The organism is Nostoc sp. 'Peltigera membranacea cyanobiont' 213 (genome assembly GCF_002245975.1).
Taxonomy (GTDB): domain Bacteria; phylum Cyanobacteriota; class Cyanobacteriia; order Cyanobacteriales; family Nostocaceae; genus Nostoc.
Map to the genome: position 1 here is coordinate 19,867 of NZ_NOLI01000031.1, position 18,199 is coordinate 38,065.

Sequence of the window (18,199 nt, forward strand, 5' to 3'; positions counted from 1 at the left end):
GCATTAAAGCCCACTAGCAGCAGCAACCACCTCAAATGCGATCGCCATTGCTGCCAGTTTTTTGGTATCAATACCCCGAACTCCATCGGGGAGAGCGATCCCTTCAACCTTAATCCCGCCACGAGTCCCTGCATCCAAGTCAAAGAGCAAACTATTAGTAACATCTAACACTTCATCAGGGAGAGCAACTGGGGCGTTGCGATTTTCTAGTCCTCTTGCTTTAGCAATTGTTTGCAATGCTTTAAGAGAAGTTCGTAAAGGTGTTGTACTAGCAACAATCAGTGCTTCTGATAATCCTAAAGGGTCGCCAATGGTGAGTTTAAACCCATCATCAGCTTGAGGAATGACCCGTTTTTGTTTAGCTTCTACTAATGCCGCATCTTCTGAGGCTGACCAATCATTGGGAAAAATCACTGTCATTTCTCCTTGGGCATCAATCACCAAAATGCTGACGTAGAGAGGGCTAGATTCGTTATTTTGAATTTGGAAATTAATTGTAGTTCCAATTGGTAATTTGGCAACACCAGAATCAGAGGATTTTATCACTTGTACAGGCGCTGGTTTTTTTGTTTCTCCAGCTTCCTTCTTCACAGCACCGCGAATAGTAAAAGTTTCGCCAAGTAACTCGTTATTGCCAGCAATATTCATGGATGCCGTGATTGCAATCTGAGAGGTGTTAGTATTTCCTAGTATTTGCTTGACAATTCTGGCAGCTAACAGTGATTTTAACTTGGGTTGCAGGCGCTTTACTGCCTCACTTACTGCTTCTGTGCTACTACCAAAAGAAGCCGGAACTATCTGGTCTTGACTGGGTAAAAATAAACCAAAACTACCCAAACTTGGGAGATTAGCTATGCGTTGTTTTTGTAATTCTTGATGTTTTGCCTCAGTGATGCAACCAAAAATATATTGTACCTCAAGAGTTCCTAATGGTTTGGGTTCAATGCGATTGATAGATCGTAAAGCTTGTGCTGCCTGTTGGCTAGTATTTCGATCTAAAGAATTATCTAGCCCAATTTTTAAAGTCAAATCGCTGGGAATACTGCGGATGCGTTCTTGTAATAAAGTTCCTGGTTGGATTTGAAGTTGTGCCCTGGTATTCGACAATAGTTTACCACTGGCAATTAATCCTTGGCGATCGCCTAACTTTACCAGTCCTCTTTCACCGCCTTGAGGATCTAAGACGGTTAAAATCATATCTTTTTTAAATGCTTCCAAACTTTGTGAATCTGTCCCGCCAAGCCACAATTTCACTTGGTCTCCGTTAACTTGAGTCACCACAGCCTCCGCCGGGAGAGATGAAAAGCGAGAGAAATAGATGGGTGCGTTGGTATTTTCTTTGCTGAAATTCGTTTCTAATTCTGGCTCTTGAAAGTTTCCTTGCTCTCTAGCTAGAATTTTCGTATTCCGAGCCACATTGACGATCGCTCTATTGACAGGTTCATTCCCAGTTTGCTGCCATAGATATTGAGTGAATATATAAGTAAAAGCTCCGGCATAAAAGTCGTCAAAAGCTGCATCGGCGGCATACTGTTCCCGTTTGGCGCTGGCGATGACAACTCCTTTGGCAACGTTTTTTCTGCGGAGTTCGATAAATTGTTGTTGTGAAAGTCCCAGTTTTCCAAGCCATTGTTGTTGATAATCGAGTTCTGCTTGACTCGGTTGCAACAGAGTCCCACCATTGCGCGATCGCACTCGCAAATTTCCCCGCGTACCACCGCCAGAATGACAGCTATCTAGCACAACAGTAACGTTATCTGTTTTCAGCGCAGACATCAATAAAAACAGTGTGTGTCCCGTAATATCTTGAACTGCGCCACCAACAGCCGGATACCCTTGGGGTAATTGGCTATCTATGGGTACAAAAGTGCTGTTGAGTCCATCTGGAGAATCGCGATCGCGATCTTCTACCTGGGAACCATGTCCAGAAAAGTGAAACACTACTACATCGCCAGGTTTAGCTTGCTTAATCAAATGTTCTTCAAATGCTGTGAGGATACCTTGGCGGGTAGCTTGTTTATCTGTCAAGATCCGAATATCCTCTGATTTAAAGCCAAAGCGGTAAATTAATAATTGTTTCTGTAAAAGAACGTCATTTACGCAACCTTTTAAAGCTGGGATTGTACCAGAATACTCATTAATGCCCACCAGTAGCGCTAGTTTACGGGGTGCATTTTGGGCAAGGGCTTGGCTAATGCGTTCCCCCTGCTGCATAAATTCCAATTGGCTTAAGCCCAACGTTGCGAGAGTGGAAGCACAAAATTGGAGAAAATGACGGCGTTTGATGTCAGACATTATGATTTTTATCTATTTTGGCTAAAGTTGCTTTAAAGCATTGTATTTCTGGATTGTGTAAGGTTATGCAAAATATTACAGCGCCTTGCAATTGAGTAGATCGGTGTCATGCGCTCATCGCCACTCACCCAAAAACGTAAACGCCGCCCAATAATTGGGATTACGCCATTTTTCCTGCTGCCACATTTTCAACTGCGTTGCTCGCAACGCCTGATTCGCTGGCTTGCCTTGCTGCAACATTTGTTTGTAAAATTCCTGCATAAACACAGATGTACCTTCATCGCTAACCTGCCACAAGGACACCACCAATCTTTCTGCACCTGCATACATCAATCCTCTTGTCAATCCTACCAAGCCTTCACCTTGGATTTCCTTGCCTAATCCGGTTTCACAAGCACTTAGAACAATTAAATCGGCTGGATAATCAAGGTTAAACAAATCTCCTAATCGCAGATATCCTCGGATATTTTTACCTTGTTTATCTACCAGAGAAAGTACAATACCTGATAACTCTGGGTTCGTGTCGTTGACAAAGCCGTGGGTAGCAAAGTGTAAAATGCGGAACTGATTGAGGCTGCTGCTGGTAGCCCAGGTGTAGTTAGCGGCAAAATCGAAGACTTGCAAACTGTTAGAGTCAGGTACGAGTTTTAAAATTGTCTCGGCTTCTTGGCGAGTACCTAGCAGTCGTCCCCAACCTTGGAAATTGGAAATATCAGCAGAACGTTTAAGGGCAGAGCGTTCTAGCTCTAAATCAAGAGATTGTTGGTTGTTTTGGGCGTTGGTAACTCGCATATCGGTAGCGATGTATACTGGGTCAGCGAGGATAGCTAAAGTTTTAGGTGCTTGTTTGCGTGCGATGAGTTCTTGGCGTTGAATGGCGATCGTTGATGCTGAAGGTAGATTGACTATTTCATGATTAACAAATAGCGGTTGGTAGTTAGAGTTATTTGATACTGGAATATCTGGAGTAAGATTAATACCTCCTCTGTTATCATCTATCGGGATAACCTCTCGCCTAGTAGGGAGTTTATCTTTATCTTTCCCCTCTTTTCCTTTCACAGAAGAAGGTTGGGGGGTTAGATCAGCCAACGCTGCAAAGGGAATGTATTGCAAAGCTCCATCTGCAACAATAACTAAGCGTTTAGTGCTTAATTTATCTTTTACAGGTGCGAGAATGAGTTGACTGAGTTCAGTCGCTGCTTTGTCAATCCGCCGATTTTTGATATCTGCACAAGGATTTTCTTTATTTGTTACCGAAGGTGGTTTAGAAGTATTTTGGCTAATCAGACAAAATAAATTGATGGCGCTTTTCTCTATCTCTTGCTTTTTGGGAAGTTCGTAAGTGTCGAGAGAATTGGGAGAAACCACCCATAGAAAACTGCGTTCCTCACCCAATGAATACTGTAACAGCAGCGTGTCTTTGTCGAGTTGTTGCTGAATTTGCAGTAAAGTCAGGGGTTGGGGATACTTCAGGTTGGCGTATTTTGGACTACTTTGGCGGATTTTCGTTTCTAGTTCTTTTTGTTGGTTTAGGAGTTGCTCGATTTCTGTTTTCAACTTGTCAGCGTTGGCTTGAGAAATGGGGTCTTTAATTTTGTTACTATTAACCATCTCAAACCGCAGTTTTTCTCTAGCATCAATTAAGGCTTGTAAGCGGCTTTCTTCTGCTAGGAGTTCTGGGTTTGCACCTTTGCGGATATTGGCGCGTGCTTCGGTTAACAGTTCTACAAGTCCTCTAGCGCGAGAGCGATCGCTTGTTTCAATTGCTTGGGCATCATATCCTTTTGATGGGTCTTTTTTGTGGAGTTCCATTAAGATGTCGATTTTGAGTCGGTAATAATCTTGTACGGTGGCAAAAAAGGAGGTTCGGAAGTCTGAACTAGCAACTTCTTTGCGGATGTTTTCGATGATTTTTATTGCTTTATCTATCTGGGTAAGGGCTGCTTGGAGTTGGTTATTTTGACGTTGCAGTTTAGCGATGTTGTAGAGACTTTGGGCTTGTTCAGAACTTAAGCCCATTTGAGTATAAAGAGCAAGTTGTTCTTGATAGGCTTGTATAGCTTTCTCTGGTTGTTTGAGGGCTGCGTAAGCTTCAGCAGTTGGGGCGATCACTCTCGCCTCTACTTCCTTGAAGCCTGATTCTCGCCCCAGTTTTCTGGCTTTTCCAGAGTCTTCCAGAGCCTGGGAATAATTTCCTTGTTTAATCTTAACTTGAGCGCGGAAATTAAGTGTTCCTGCTTCTATGGCTAATTTATACTCATCAATCTCTAAATTACGAGATAAAGTTATAGCCTGATTACCAAAACTAATTGCTTGTTGATAATCTCCCGAATTCAAGTAAGTTTGACTAATATAGCCTAATGATAAGGCTTCACTATTACAGTTTCCCGTTGTTTTGGATACAAGCAAGGCTTGCTGATAATAATTTAGGGCTTGTTGGTAATCTTGCAACTTTCGATAGACAGCACCAAGTTTATGTAGAGTATCTGCTTCATTGCCGCGATCGCCAATAATTTGCGAGATGCCTAATGATTGCTTGTAAACATTTACACTCTCAGGATATGCCCCTAAAGACAAGTAAACATCACCGAGAGTCGACAAAGTAGCCGCTTCTGCTGGACGAGTTTTAATTTGACGTTGAATGTCTAAGGCTTGATTGAGGGCATTAATTGCTTCTTGTTTTTTCCCTTGTCTGTTTAGAATATCAGCAATATAGGTAAGTATCTTTGCTTCGTTGGGCTTATCACCCATTATTTGTCTTAGTTTGAGTGCTTGTTTATAAACTTCAAGGGCTTTTTGATATTCCCCAACTCTGCTGTATCCTGAACTACCAAGCAATTCTAGGAAATCTGCCTCAGCGCCAATAATTCCTCTCGTGCGCCACTTTTGAGCTTTTTTTTTGAAGTCTTCGATATTATTCTTGGTAGCTGATTGATTCGACGAACTCCCTGATTTATCAATCTTAGGAGGTTTTTTTATTGATGCTAATTTATCAGAACAAATTGAACTTTGTAACGAGGGATAAATCAAATCGAGTATGCTTCTATCTCTCTTAAATTCTGGATCGAGATTATTCGCCTGTGTGATGTAATCAAAGCTTTTGTTGATTTCACCGAAGGAGATTGCGTAAGTTAAAGCTATGTAATCGAGTATTTGAGCTTGTTCGACGACATTACCTTTTTCTTTCCAGTAATCCAAAGCTTTGTTGTAATGATCAAGTGCTTTCTGTTTTTCGCCTAAGTTTTGAGCGTAAATCTGTCCAGTTGTCCAAAAAACACTAGGTTGTATTTTCGTTTCAGGAAACAGTGATGGAAGTTGTTCCTTGTTAGCGATCGCCTTTTCATATTCCCCCATCTTCTGGTAGATCAGGCTAAGTGAACCAGTGGCTGCTCCCTCACAATCGCGATCGCCTAAAGCTTGACAAATAGGTAACGCTTTCTGAGCATATTCCAAAGCTTTGGGATATTCTCCCCGAAACCAGTATAATTTAGCAATGCGATCGAGAGTATTGGCTTCTTTTTGGCGATCGCCTGCTAAACGCCAATATTTTAAGGCTTCTTCCCATTTAGCAATGACTTGAGTAATGGGTGTGGTTTCTAATTTTAACTTTTCGGCTCCTGCTTCTGCTTTTTCGGCCGCAGCCCGGTTGGTGTCTGCGGTATTGGTTTGGGTTATTAGTTGAGAGGGCGAGGATGTTGGTTTGGGATAGGCGCTGGCTGTTTGTGAACACAAACATAAGCACAGCAACAGGATTAATCTTAAAGAATGTGGTTGGAACATATACAAATTACTAATTACGAATTATTAAAAACTTACTCTGCTTCGCCAATGAGAGTAAAAGCTGCCCAATCAACGGGATTTGGATTATTTTTCATCGTCGTCAACATCGCTTGCCGCAGTGCTTGCACCTTGTCAGAGCCTTTTTGCAGATTTTGATAAAATTCCGTCATTAATAGTGCTGTGGGCGCATCTGGAACCGACCACAGCGACACTAAGACACTGGGTACACCAGCACTAATTAAAGAACGAGATAAACCAATTACCCCATCCCCTGAAATGCGTCCGCGTCCAGTGTCGCAAGCGCTTAAAACGACTAATTCGGCATTGAGCTTCAGATCCAGGATTTCCGAGGCTGTTAATAAACCATCATCTTTACCGGATGGAGTCAAAGCAATACCGCTATTTAATCCTTGGATATCATCAAATATACCGTGGGTTGCTAAATGAATAAATCGTGCTTGGGGTAAACGCTTCACCACCGTTGCTTCTGTCGCTTTTTTGCCGATGAGAGGTTCGGTTTTGAGTAATTTGCTAATTGCGATCGCTTCTCGTTCTGCACCAGGTAAAGGAATTAATTGTTGCGGAGTTTCGCCGATTTTTGGTGCGAGAAAAGGCATGGTAGGATTACCAACAATCAGCGTATTTTTCCCTTCTATGGGTTGTGTGCCGATCCGTTGTTTCTGTTTGTGGGTTAAATCTAAAACCTGAATTGATGGTGATGTGAGGATGGTGTGTTTTTCAATCAGGTATTTACCGTCTGAGTCTTGTAATGCGGCGAAGGGGACGAGGAATAGGCTACTTTGGGGAATGAAGATAACTTTTTCGGTTTCTTGTTTGGGAAGCAAGTCAGCGATGGGTTCAATCAGCAGTTTATGGAGTTGCTGAAATTTTTGTTTGGCTTTGGGTTTATCAATATCTTCACTGGGGATAATACCACCACCGCGAAAAGCTGTACTTATTGCACCGATCGCTTCACGGCTGGTGGTAACAAGCTTATCAAGAGTTGTATTCTCTTTTTGCCACAGGGATTTTAAGTCAGCTTTGCGGAAGGTAACTTCACCTGTGGGTTTGATTACCCAAATATAGAGTTCTGATTCTTGAGTTTCTTGTTTACCTAGAATTTTAAAGTCATCATAAATAATTGAATATTCAACGAGCGTCGCTTTTTGTTGTTTGGCGATTTGTTGCACCAGCGATAGTGTAGGTTTATCAACAGGACGTTCTGAGATTTGACTTGAATTTCGGCTAGACAAGCGTGAAGTCAATAACTCCACAAATGCCCTAGAACGCCCCCGTTCAGAAATTTCTAGCGCTTCTTTGGTTTTATTTTGAGCAATTAGGACTTTTTGCAGTATACGGTAAGTACGAGCTTGTTCTTCAAAAATTGAGACTTTGTAGCTATCATTTTTACCCAACTGTCCCCTGAGAGATTCCCATACCTCAATTCCAGCACGGAGGGTTTTTTCTGCTTCTTTTAGATTGCCAGATTTTTGGTAAGCAAGTCCCAGATTACTCAGTGCAGCGCCCTCGCCATTTCGGTTTTTGATTTCTCGTGCGATCGCCAAACTCTGCTGGTGGTATTCAATGGCTTTGCTGTAGTCTCCCAGGAAAGAGTAAGCAAGTCCCAGATTACTCAGTGCAGCGCCCTCGCCATTTCGGTTTTTGATTTCTCGTGCGATCGCCAAACTCTGCTGGTGGTATTCAATGGCTTTGCTGTAGTCTCCCAGGGAACGGTAAGCAACTCCCAGATTGCCCAGAGCATTGCCCTCACCTTGACGGTCTTTAATTTCTCGCTTGATCGCCAAACTCTGCTGCTGGTAATCAATCGCCTTGGCGTAGTCTCCCAGCGAAAAGTAAGGAGATCCCAGATTGCCCAGAGCTTTACCTTCGCCTAAACGGTCTTTGATTTCTCGTGCGATCGCCAAATATTGCTGGTGGTATTCAATGGCTTTGCCGTAGTCTCCCAGAGAATAGTAAGCATTTCCCAGATTGCCCAGAGCATTACCTTCGCCTAAACGATCTTTGATTTCACGAGCGATCGCCAAACTCTGCTGGTAGTACTCAATCGCCTTACCGTAGTCTCCCAGGGAATAGTAAACAACTCCCAGATTGCCCAGTGCAGAGCGCTCGCCTAAACGATCTTTGATTTCACGAGCGATCGCCAATCTCTGTTGTTGGTATTCAATGGCTTTGCTGTAGTCTCCCAGGGAAAAGTAAGGACCTCCCAGATCGCCCAGAGCTTTACCTTCGCCTAAACGGTCTTTGATTTCACGAGCGATCGCCAAACTCTGCTGGTAGTACTCAATGGCCTTGGCGTAGTTTCCCAGCGAATAGTAAACAACTCCCAGATTGCCCAGAGATTGTCCTTCGCCTTTTCGGTCTTTGATTTCACGATAGATAATTAGTGCCTGTTGGCAAGACTGTAATGCAGCTTCAAATTGACTGGTCTTACCCTGTTCAATACCTTGCTCTAACAGTCGGTCTGCTTCTGCTTTGCGGTCTGCTTGTGTTTGCGCCAATACCTGCGACACCTGGAATAGTGGAGGCAAATTTGCAATCGGCAGTGAAACAGTCAAGATGAGAACGATCAATGGGGTTAAACTAAGTTTGCGATCGCGCATAGTTGGGATTTAGGGTTAGGAGTTTTTATACAGGAGCGGGGAATTTAACAACATATATCTCTAGGCGATCGCAAGATATGCAAAATTCAGCAAGTAGTTTATAAATCAAATAGGATTGCTATATTACAGCTAAATCGGTGATGTCTCATGAACATTGTCACACCAAAGCGATTCACGATTGACGAATATCATCGGCTGATTGAACTGGAATTTCTAAAAGAGAGCGATTCTCTTCGAGACGGCAAAGCCGAACGCATTGAGTTGATTCGTGGAGAACTAATTCAAATGGTAGTAAAAGGCACACCCCATATATTTTGTACAACTCGACTTTGTAGACAACTGGATCGATTGATGGGCGATGCCTTGTTGTGCGTTGTCAAGAGCCAATCATACTACCATCAGATAGTGAACCTGAACCAGATGTGGCGATCGCACGAGGAAATGAGACTGACTATCTTCCCCATCATCCCTATCCCGAAGATATTTTTTTAGAGATCGAAATTTCCGACTCAACCCTAGATTACGACCAAACAACAAAGTTAGAAGTCTACGCAGAAGCCGGAATTTCTAATTATTGGATTGTCAACTTAAATTTTCGCCAACTTGAGCGTTACAGCCAACCGGATCAAACTGCTCAAGGTGAATTCAATTATCTCAGCAAGCAGATATCTTTGCCCCATCAGTCAGTGGCGATTCCTGGATTTGAAGATGTCTTATTAGACTTGAGCCGGATTTTTCCTACGGTTGTAAGTGCTTAGAAACAGCAATGTCTACGACGGGCTGCGCCTACGCTGTTTTCTTTGGGGAATCAGGCGATCGCCTTTTTCATCAATAGTTCATAGTAGGGACTTTAGTCCTGATTTTTTAAGGACTAAAGTCCTTACTACAAACCATTAACCATGTTCTTTATCGTCTCTTTTTCGCCGCCTGCACCGCCGCATCAGCGTTAACTAATCCCTTACCAAAGAAGTACTGCTGACCTTTAACCGAGGAAGACATTGCACCTTTACTTCGCAGTGAACCATATAATTTGGTATCTTCCTCAGACATACTCAGCCCTTGATAAGTGGCTGTAGATTTCAGGATACTGACCAAGCGTTTTCTGGTAATTTCTTTATTTTCTCCTTTCATTAATGCCACAACCCCCGCTACAGCTGGCGAAGAAAAGGAAGTACCCTGCACCCACCAGTATTTTCCTTTAGGATCGAGTACAGAAGACCAACGAGATTCAGGATTCGGCATCCCTTGCCAGAACGCATTCAGCCAAGTACCGCCTGTGGCAAGAATTCCACCCAATAATCCTGGTGTATCTAAGTCGCCTCCGGGTGCAACTACATCTAATCCTTTACCGTAGTTACTGTAGGGCGCACGATTACCCACAATATTAGTTGCACCAACTGCAATTACTCCTGTGTAAGCAGCAGGAAAAGATACTTGGTTAAAGTTTTCGTTGCCAGCAGCAGCCACAATTACTAGTTTAGGATTGGCTTTAAGAACATCAGCGATCGCTTCTTCTTCTCCCGGAGTTGGCAAACTACCACCCAGGCTAAGATTAATGATATCAGCACCCCGATCGGCTGCATAGCCAATGGCTTCAATATATGCAGAAGGCACAAAACTACCATTTAACCCAAACACCCGCACTGGTAAAATTTGAGCATTGGGAGCCACGCCTACTAGTCCTTCACCATTTTGCGATTTAGCAGCAATGGTTCCACTCACAAAAGTGCCATGAAATTCCCCGCCGATTTTATAAGTGCGAAAAACATAACGTAAAACATTAGCGATTTGCTCTAGAGAGTAATCTGGGTTTTTTTGCTTTATCTCCAGCGCTTCTTGGGAGTATTGCTGAACTAATTTGGCATCAGATAATTGGAAGGTATCTTGAAATTTTGCGCCGAGAATAGCCAGTTCTACTGGGTTTACACGAGTATCGGCATCACCGTTTTTACAGGGGTCACTGCTATCACCGCCAGTAGAGAAATCCCAACCGTGGACTTCCCCTGGACATTTATCAGCAGCTTTCACTGTATACAAACTATCTGCCAAATCGGGATGATCCCATTGAATTAAACTGTCTATGACTGCGACAACTACACCGCGTCCGCCGTTGCTATGTTTCCAGGCATCTGTAACCCGAATATCTGTGCGAGAAATAGTCGATTTTGTCGCTGCATTTGGTTTTTGCAGACAAGTTTGCAGTGATTCTAAGCTAGATATTTCTTGTTGCAGACATTGTTTGAGGGGTAAGCTATCCAAATGCCACGCCAATCCTAGTAAGTTGGTTTTCGGGGAAATAGCTCTGGTAGATTGAGGGCTTGATACTGAGGGCTGGGAACTGGGTAAGATTTTTCCAAATCCCCAATCCCCAGCCGCCTTCAAATTAGCAATTTGTTTGGTCGCTGTTTGGAGATTTTGGTCAGTAATGGATTGGATGAAGTTGGGTGCAGCAGAAGTTACTCCCTTGACCTCGTTTAGCTGATTAGCGGTGCTGAGAATTTTTATACCAGAAGCAACAGTGGATTTGACTATATAGCGATCGCGGTTAAAGCGCAATGGACGAACGATCGCTAAATTATTTTGCTCTAAAATTGTCTGTCTTTGAGTCTCAGTCAGTTTAGCATCAAAGCTGATGATAATTTCGTTGGGGATGACGATAATTTCTTGGCGTTGGCTGCGACTCAGCACGGGTAGGGTAGTTTGTACATAAGGTTGTTGTTGAATGCTCTGCTGCACAACATCCCTAGTTCCCGTTGGCAGACTGACCACTGCATAGTTCTCGCCCAAAGGACTGACCCTTGGTGGAGTAATGGCGCGAATATTACTCTGGAGGTCTTTTTGAAGTTGGAGGTATAGAGGGGTAGCCGCTAAGTCACGGGTTGCTACTTTTTTAAAGGCAACTGCGATCGTATCTTGCCGTTGGTTTAGGGGAATATGTTGTCCTTTATAAAGGTAAAATAAATCACCATCCTTTTGGGTTTGGGCAACTGCGGTAACTTCTGGTGGGAGAGAGAACAGACCCAAGCTAGACCAAATAAAACCAGTGAGTAAGATGCCAGAAGTAATACGTTTCATAAGTGTTTAGAAATTTACAAATATATATCTCTTGTCGGTGGGAAGATATGCAAAATTCAGTTTTTTGATAAATCCCCATCTTTGTAGAGACGGCGATTTATCCCGTCTCAAAATTGTTCAAGATTCCCCAATCAAGGTAAATGCAGCCCAATTTAAGGGTTCAGGATATTTTTGCATTGTTGTCAGCATCGCTCCTCTTAATGCGGTAGCTTTGTCAAGCTTTTGTTGCAGATTGTTATAGAACTCGGTCATCAGAAAAGATGTGGAATTATCATCAACTGCCCACAAGGAGACAATTACACTGGGGACACCTGCGCTAATTAAAGAGCGAGATAAGCCGATAACACCATCACCAGTAATGCGTCCGCGTCCGGTATCGCAAGCGCTGAGAACGACTAAATCTGCATTTAGCTTCAGATTGAGGATTTCTTCGGCGGTTAGTAAACCGTTATCTTGAGAAGAAGGTGCAAGAGCGATCGCACTTCCCAATCCCCGGTTATCATCAAGTAAACCGTGGGTGGCAAAGTGAATAATTCCGGCTTGGGAAATCTTGTGTAAAATTGCAGTTTTGCTAGCTTTTTTACCTGTCAAGGCTTGCGTTTTGAGGATTGAGGCAATATCTTTAGCTTCCTTTTCCGCCCAAGGTAAATCTTTTAATTGTTCAGGGGGTTTTCCTGGTTCCAACTCTACTTTCGGCATTGTCGGATTACCTACAATTAAATACTTGGCACTTAATGTCTCTACACGTCGTTTTTGCTTGGATGTGAAATCCAATACCTGAATTGATGGTGCAGTGAGGATAGTGTGTTTTTCAATTAAGTATTTATCTTGGTCATATTGCAGGGCTGGGAAAGGAACAAGAAACAATTCACCTTGAGGAATAAAGATAACTCGGTCATTGGGGTTACTGGGAAGGATATCTGCAATGGGTTTGATGAGCAATTCATGCGATCGCTGTAATCTTTGCTTTGCTTTGGGAGCATCAGGTTTGTAACTCACATCAATTGCACCGCGTCCTCTGACACCAATGGATTGACGACTCGTGGTAACGAGTTTTGCTAATGTTGTATTCTCCTTTTGCCACAGGGGTTTGAGATCAGAGGAGCGAAAACTCACTTCACCTGTGGGTTTGATAACCCAAATATATAGTTCCGATTCTTGAGTTTGCAATTTACCATCAACCTTAAATTCATCAGTAATAATTGAATATTGAACCAGGGTTGCATTTTCGTTTTTAGCAATTTGTTTAATCTGTTCAATATTCACTGCTGGAAGTTTCGATTGCTCTGTTTGACTAGGGGATAATCGTTTATTGAGTAAATCAATAAAAGCTCTAGCACGTCCTTTTTCAGCAGTTTCTAAAGCATCTTCGTAATTTTCCTGTGCAATGAAAACTTGTTGTAAAAGGTGATATGCATCAGCCTGTGTCTCAAAAACAGACACTTGATTGATATTTGTTAAATTTTCCCTTACACTTTCCCACGTATCAATCGCGTAATATAGAGCCTTGACTGCTTCATCAAGCTTGCCAGATTTGCGATAAGCATTGCCTAGATTTGTTAGAACAGTACCTCTTTCTTGAATACCATTCGTCTCTGTTAAAAATCTTTCTAGAAAAATTGCTGAACTTTTTTCTAAATACTCAATGGCTTTTTCATAATTACTCTCTTGAAGATAAAGATTTCCTATATTACCTAATGCCATTGCTTCCATATAAGTGTTTTGAGTTGCTTTTGCTATTTTCAAAGTTTGCTCATAGTAGTCAATAGCTTTAGTATAGTTGCCCTCTAAAAGATAAGCATTACCCAAATTAATGATTAGCCATAATTCTGGGTTTTCCAAATTATCTAATATAAAAAAATCTGGACGAGTATCTTTAATTTATTCTTTAAATACTAGACTCTTGTTCAGAAATTCAATAGCTTTAACTGGTTCACCCAGTTTGATATATACAATTCCTAAAAATCCCAAATTCAAACTTTCATTGTAATGATCTTTTGCTTTTCTGGCGATAATTAAACTCTGTTGAAAATAGTTAATTGCAGCAGGAAAATCGCCTAAATCAATATATGACATACCTAAATATCGCAGAGTCTTGCTTTCCCCGTACTAGTCTTTGATTTCTCTGTATAGAACCAGAGCTTGCTGCCAAGATTCTAATACTGCTTCAAAAATTAAATCTCGATAGAAATTAAATCCTTCTCCTATGAGTCGCTCTGCTTCAGCTTTACGATAAGCAGTAGTCCGAGCTAATGCTTGTGATGTTCTTAATGGTGATAGTAAATCAAGTACCAAAGGTTTTTGGAGATTTTTTATTAAATCTAGATAATCTTGTTTGTATGTAATTGCTATTGCATAATCACCTAAAGTCAGAGAAGATTTATACAAATTCATCAAAGCAGATACCTGCCCTTGGTAATCATTTATTTTCTGAGCAATTACCAAAGCTTGCCGATAATAGTTACGAGCTTTTTCTATATCAATCAAATGAAAATTTCTAAAATCTGTTAATGTTGTTGGCCAATAATAAAAATAAATATTACCTAAATTTTCTAGATTCCAAGCCTCAACTTGAGAATATTTTATATCTCTTGCTATAGCTAAACTTTGCTCTTGATATTTAATAGCTTTTTTGTAATCATTAAATAAATAATAAGAATAACTAAATCCTAAATATCCTAAAGCCAAACTTTCACCTTTGCGGTCTTTAATTTTATGGGCAATAAGTAAAGATTTTTGCAGAAGCTCAATAGCTTTGTTGTAATTATTTAAATAGCTATAAGCAATTCCTAAGGTTCCTAAAATTCTCCCTTCGCTTTGAGGATCGTTATTCTTACGATACAGAGACAATGCTTTTTCCCAGTACTGTAATGCTGCTTGAAAGCGAATGTTATCAAACTGCTCAGTACCTTTGAGCCAGAGTTTATCTGCTTCAGCTTTACGGTGTATAGATGTTTGCGCTAACACCTGGGGTGCAAACAAAACCCCGGAAAAATTCTGAGTACAGGTAGGTGCAATTGTTACCAAAAAAGCACTCAAAGCGATTAAAATGATTCTGCTTGTGCGATGGGCTATGCCCCACCTGCGGCGATCGCTCATAATTTACCAGCCTATCTAGAACTACAACACACCAATCAGGGTAAAAGCCGCCCAATATTGAGGATTTGGGTATTTTTTCATCGTTGCTAGCATTGCATAACGCAAGGCAACTGCTTTATCTGGGTTTTTACTGAGTTTTTGATAAAACTCTATCATTAAAAATGCTGTCTGTTGATCCGATATATCCCATAAAGAACCAATAACACTGGAAACTCCAGCCGAAAAGAAAGAGCGTGATAAGCCAATTACACCATCATTAGTGATTTTCCCTAGTGCTGTATCATTGGCACTCAGCACGACTAACTCTGCTTTTAATTTCAAGTTGAGAATTTCTTCAGATGTGAGCAAACCATCATCTTTAGCAGATGGTGTCAAAGCTAACCCTTGCCGATCGTGTGGACATGCTGTCGTTGCTAGATGAATAATTTTTGCTTGTGGCATTCGTTGTACAACTGCGGTTTCGGTTGCGGTATCGCCTATGAGTGCTTGAGTGTTAAAAAGATGTGCGATCGCTTTTGCTTCTTGTTCTGCACCTAGTAGCTGATGCGATTTCCCTGGCTGAGATGATATCGTGGGATTTCCGACTACCAAAACATTTTTAGCTACACCTTTATTTTGCTGTTGTCGCTGATAAAGTAAATCCAATACCTGAATTGATGGTGCAGTAGCAATAGTATGTTGCTCAATCAAATATTTACCCTTGGCATTTTGCAAGGCTACAAAAGGTACAAGAAATAATTCACTTTGGGGAATAAAAATGATGTGTTCATCTGGTTGAGTTGGTAAAAGGTCTGCGATGGGTTGAATTAACAATTGATGTAGTTTCTGTAGTCTTTGGTTAGAGTTAGTTAAATTTTGATCCGGCACTTTAATGCCGCCTTTAAGATTGCTACTTACTACACCAATAGACTGACGGCTCTTTATAATTAAATCAGCTAAAGATGTGTTTTCTTTATGCCATAGGGGTTTAAGGTCAACGCTACGAAATGCTATTTCACCTGTGGGTTTAATCACCCAAATATACAATTCTGATTCTTGAGTTTGTTTTTTACCATCAATAATCACTTCATCATTAATGATGGAATATTGCACAAGTGTGGCATTTTGTTGTTTAGCTACTTGTTTAATTTGCTCGGTACTTGGCGGATTAACTTCTGATATTGTTAATTGCTGCACTAATAATTTTACTAATGTTCGATTACGGCTGTGTTCAGAAATTTCTAAGGCTGCTTGATATTTGTTTTGAGAAATGAGGTTTTTTTGTACCTGGTGGTAACTTGATGTTTTAGTTTCTAATATAGTTGAATTTTTAGATGTTGTTTGTGCCAAAACTTTGGGATGTTTGGCTAGATTTGACAAAGAGATAGTTGCTAGAATAATTAGGCTAATTGAGGTGATTTGATAAATTGATTTTTTATGCATAATAAAATCGCTACAGTAGGAAAGATGAGGTACTTCAGACGATAGTCTATAAGCAAAAACTCCAGCAGGCTGACTTAGTGATATATATTTCTCAGCTTTTAAAGGATATGCAAAAATTGGGCGAATATTTCAATAAAAACCGGATTTTACGGACAAACAATTGCAAAACCCGGTTGGCTGCATAGGTCGTAATAATTATGCAATAGAGTTTAACTCTGCTGTATCTTCTCAATTGCGTCGGTGGCTTTTTGGGCGAATTCCTGATTCCCTTCTTGTTTAAACAGTGTGAATGATTTCTGTAAATCAGCGATCGCTCCTGGTTTGTCTTTTAAAGCAAAATTTGTCAAACCTCGGAAATAATAGGCATAGGGAATATAGGATTCCTATTTGATTTTTGAAAAAGATTACGAGATAATACGCAAGAGTTTACAAGTGTAAGAGCAGACAATGATAAATCAGCATCTACAAACGGCAACACTACCTGGAGGAGTGGCAACTGCGATCGCTGAGTTACAAGATTTTATAGCAGCTTGTCGTGATGCCCGTGAGGCAAGAAAAGCTTTGGCAGTCAAATTGGTTTACCAAGATTACTTGTACGAAGAAATCCAAGCTATTTTAGATGTGTCTCTAGGCTCGATAACAGGCTGGAAACAAGCCTATGAGGAAGATGGAATTAATGGACTGTGCTTGAACTACAAAGGGAGAAAGAGCTACCTGAGTACTCAACAGCAAGAAGAAGTATTGAGTTGGCTGCAAACTAAAAACTGCTGGGAGCTAGGTGAACTAGAGTACAAATTAGCTTTTGAGTACGACGTAATTTATGAATCAAAGCAAAGTTACTACGACCTGTTTGATGCAGCAGGAATTAGCTGGAAGAAAACCACAAAATTAAATCCCAAAGCCGACGAGAATGCTGTCGCAGCAAAAAAAAAGAGATTGCAACACTGCTGGCAAACCACCGAGAGGAAATTGAAACAGGCTTATTGAGAGTGTTGCTGCTTGATGAATGCCATTTGCTATGGGGAGATTTAAGTGGATATGTTTGGGGGAAAACTGACCAAGAAATAGCAGTTCCAGTTGTGAACGAACGAGATAAACAGACATACTATGGAGCAGTTGACTATCTCGAACGAGAATTGCTACTAAAAGCCTACGATAGCGGAAATTCTAAAAATACTATTGATTACCTACAGTATTTGCTAGCTCACTCCCCCAACCAGCGATTGCTAATTTTGTGGGATGGCGCTAGTTATCACCGTTCCAACGAAGTTCGAGGCTTCTTAGATGAGGTAAATCTTGGTCTACCAGCCGAGCAATGGAAAATACACTGCGTTCGCTTTGCTCCTAATTGTCCAGAACAAAACCCTATCGAGGATATTTGGTTGCAAGCTAAAACATGGGTTCGACGTTTCTGTGCCTTGATCCCAAAATTCTCGCATTTGAAGTGGATGTTTGAGTGGTTTATTCGACACACTACCTTTGATTTCCCCACTCTTCAGATGTACGGAGTTTTTTCAAAAATCAAATAGGAGTCCTATATCGGGAGTAATTTCTATAGCTTTGTCAAAATCTGTCTTTGCTGCTTGATATTCATCCAAACCAAAATTACCTAATCCTCTACCAACGTAGGCATAAGCATTTTTAGGTTCAATCTTCAAGATTTGGTTAAAATCTTCAATTGCTCCTCGATAATCTTTCGATTCTATCCGCTTAAAACCCCGTTTAAAGTATGTTTCGGTATCATTCGGATTTTCAGTTTCCGAGTCAGGAACTTGTGCTATGAATTGTTGAGTATTGGACAAGCTTTTAGCTTCAGATTTGGGTGTACAAGTCAGTGTTCCAAATACTAGAATTGCTGCTGCTAATTTCAAACCTTTCATTTTTGTATCTCCTAATCACAGAGGTTT

At 41.2% G+C, this 18,199-nt stretch carries 11 protein-coding genes and 1 pseudogene; 2 read left to right on the top strand and 10 right to left on the bottom strand.

From position 1 onward, the window contains the following. Positions 1 to 3: 3 nt before the first annotated feature. The 3 genes from CDG77_RS11435 to CDG77_RS11445 all read right to left on the bottom strand — a co-directional run bounded on the left by CDG77_RS11435 (position 4) and on the right by CDG77_RS11445 (position 8,696). Positions 4 to 2,295 (bottom strand): caspase family protein, encoded by a 2,292-nt coding sequence (locus CDG77_RS11435; protein WP_094329496.1) that lies wholly within the window; start codon positions 2,293 to 2,295, stop codon positions 4 to 6. A 114-nt stretch (positions 2,296 to 2,409) separates the two neighbouring features. After that, positions 2,410 to 6,075 (bottom strand): CHAT domain-containing protein, encoded by a 3,666-nt coding sequence (locus CDG77_RS11440; RefSeq protein ID WP_094329497.1) that lies wholly within the window; start codon positions 6,073 to 6,075, stop codon positions 2,410 to 2,412. 32 nt (positions 6,076 to 6,107) lie between these two features. Next, positions 6,108 to 8,696 (bottom strand): CHAT domain-containing protein, encoded by a 2,589-nt coding sequence (locus tag CDG77_RS11445; protein WP_094329498.1) that lies wholly within the window; start codon positions 8,694 to 8,696, stop codon positions 6,108 to 6,110. A gap of 147 nt (positions 8,697 to 8,843) precedes the next feature. Between CDG77_RS11445 and CDG77_RS11450 the strand changes: the two are divergent. Continuing rightward, a pseudogene (locus CDG77_RS11450) lies at positions 8,844 to 9,454 on the top strand (Uma2 family endonuclease). Positions 9,455 to 9,602: 148 nt separating this feature from the next. Here the strand turns inward: CDG77_RS11450 and CDG77_RS11455 are convergent. The 6 genes from CDG77_RS11455 to CDG77_RS36440 form a co-directional block, all read right to left on the bottom strand. After that, positions 9,603 to 11,771, bottom strand: coding sequence for a S8 family serine peptidase (locus CDG77_RS11455; RefSeq protein WP_094329499.1), 2,169 nt, complete (start codon positions 11,769 to 11,771; stop codon positions 9,603 to 9,605). A 117-nt stretch (positions 11,772 to 11,888) separates the two neighbouring features. Further along, a complete protein-coding gene (locus tag CDG77_RS37510) occupies positions 11,889 to 13,613 on the bottom strand; it encodes a CHAT domain-containing protein (protein ID WP_223269787.1) in 1,725 nt (574 codons plus the stop codon). Between the two features lie 39 nt (positions 13,614 to 13,652). Continuing rightward, positions 13,653 to 13,862 carry a tetratricopeptide repeat protein gene (locus CDG77_RS37515; RefSeq protein ID WP_223269790.1) on the bottom strand — a complete coding sequence of 70 codons (210 nt, stop codon included), beginning with the start codon at positions 13,860 to 13,862 and terminating at the stop codon, positions 13,653 to 13,655. A gap of 18 nt (positions 13,863 to 13,880) precedes the next feature. Next, complete coding sequence (locus CDG77_RS37520; RefSeq protein ID WP_223269788.1) at positions 13,881 to 14,738, bottom strand: tetratricopeptide repeat protein; 858 nt, start codon at positions 14,736 to 14,738, stop codon at positions 13,881 to 13,883. A 153-nt stretch (positions 14,739 to 14,891) separates the two neighbouring features. Continuing rightward, entirely contained in the window at positions 14,892 to 16,292 is a 1,401-nt protein-coding gene (locus CDG77_RS11465; protein ID WP_094329500.1) for a CHAT domain-containing protein, read from the bottom strand. Positions 16,293 to 16,501: 209 nt separating this feature from the next. Next, positions 16,502 to 16,639 (bottom strand): hypothetical protein, encoded by a 138-nt coding sequence (locus CDG77_RS36440; protein ID WP_190233956.1) that lies wholly within the window; start codon positions 16,637 to 16,639, stop codon positions 16,502 to 16,504. Between the two features lie 100 nt (positions 16,640 to 16,739). On the opposite strand from CDG77_RS36440, the gene CDG77_RS11470 reads away from it, so the two are divergent. Continuing rightward, positions 16,740 to 17,821, top strand: a protein-coding gene (locus CDG77_RS11470) for an IS630 family transposase (protein WP_094329501.1) whose coding sequence is annotated in 2 segments (ribosomal slippage) — positions 16,740 to 17,214 and positions 17,214 to 17,821 — 1,083 coding nt in all. Because the reading frame shifts where the segments join, the coding sequence is not laid out codon by codon here. On the opposite strand, the gene CDG77_RS11475 is transcribed toward CDG77_RS11470, so the two are convergent. Continuing rightward, complete coding sequence (locus tag CDG77_RS11475) at positions 17,807 to 18,172, bottom strand: tetratricopeptide repeat protein (RefSeq protein WP_190233957.1); 366 nt, start codon at positions 18,170 to 18,172, stop codon at positions 17,807 to 17,809. The two genes, CDG77_RS11470 and CDG77_RS11475, sit on opposite strands and share 15 nt — an antisense overlap. Between the last annotated feature and the right edge of the window lie 27 nt (positions 18,173 to 18,199).

What these genes read in the sequence shown, in the direction of transcription:
- CDG77_RS11445 (WP_094329498.1), bottom strand. Translation starts at nt 8,696, where the DNA reads ATGCGCGATCGCAAACTTAGTTTAACCCCATTGATCGTTCTCATCTTG.
- CDG77_RS11440 (WP_094329497.1), bottom strand. Translation starts at nt 6,075, where the DNA reads ATGTTCCAACCACATTCTTTAAGATTAATCCTGTTGCTGTGCTTATGT.
- CDG77_RS11455 (WP_094329499.1), bottom strand. Translation starts at nt 11,771, where the DNA reads ATGAAACGTATTACTTCTGGCATCTTACTCACTGGTTTTATTTGGTCT.
- CDG77_RS11465 (WP_094329500.1), bottom strand. Translation starts at nt 16,292, where the DNA reads ATGCATAAAAAATCAATTTATCAAATCACCTCAATTAGCCTAATTATT.
- CDG77_RS11435 (WP_094329496.1), bottom strand. Translation starts at nt 2,295, where the DNA reads ATGTCTGACATCAAACGCCGTCATTTTCTCCAATTTTGTGCTTCCACT.
- CDG77_RS11475 (WP_190233957.1), bottom strand. Translation starts at nt 18,172, where the DNA reads ATGAAAGGTTTGAAATTAGCAGCAGCAATTCTAGTATTTGGAACACTG.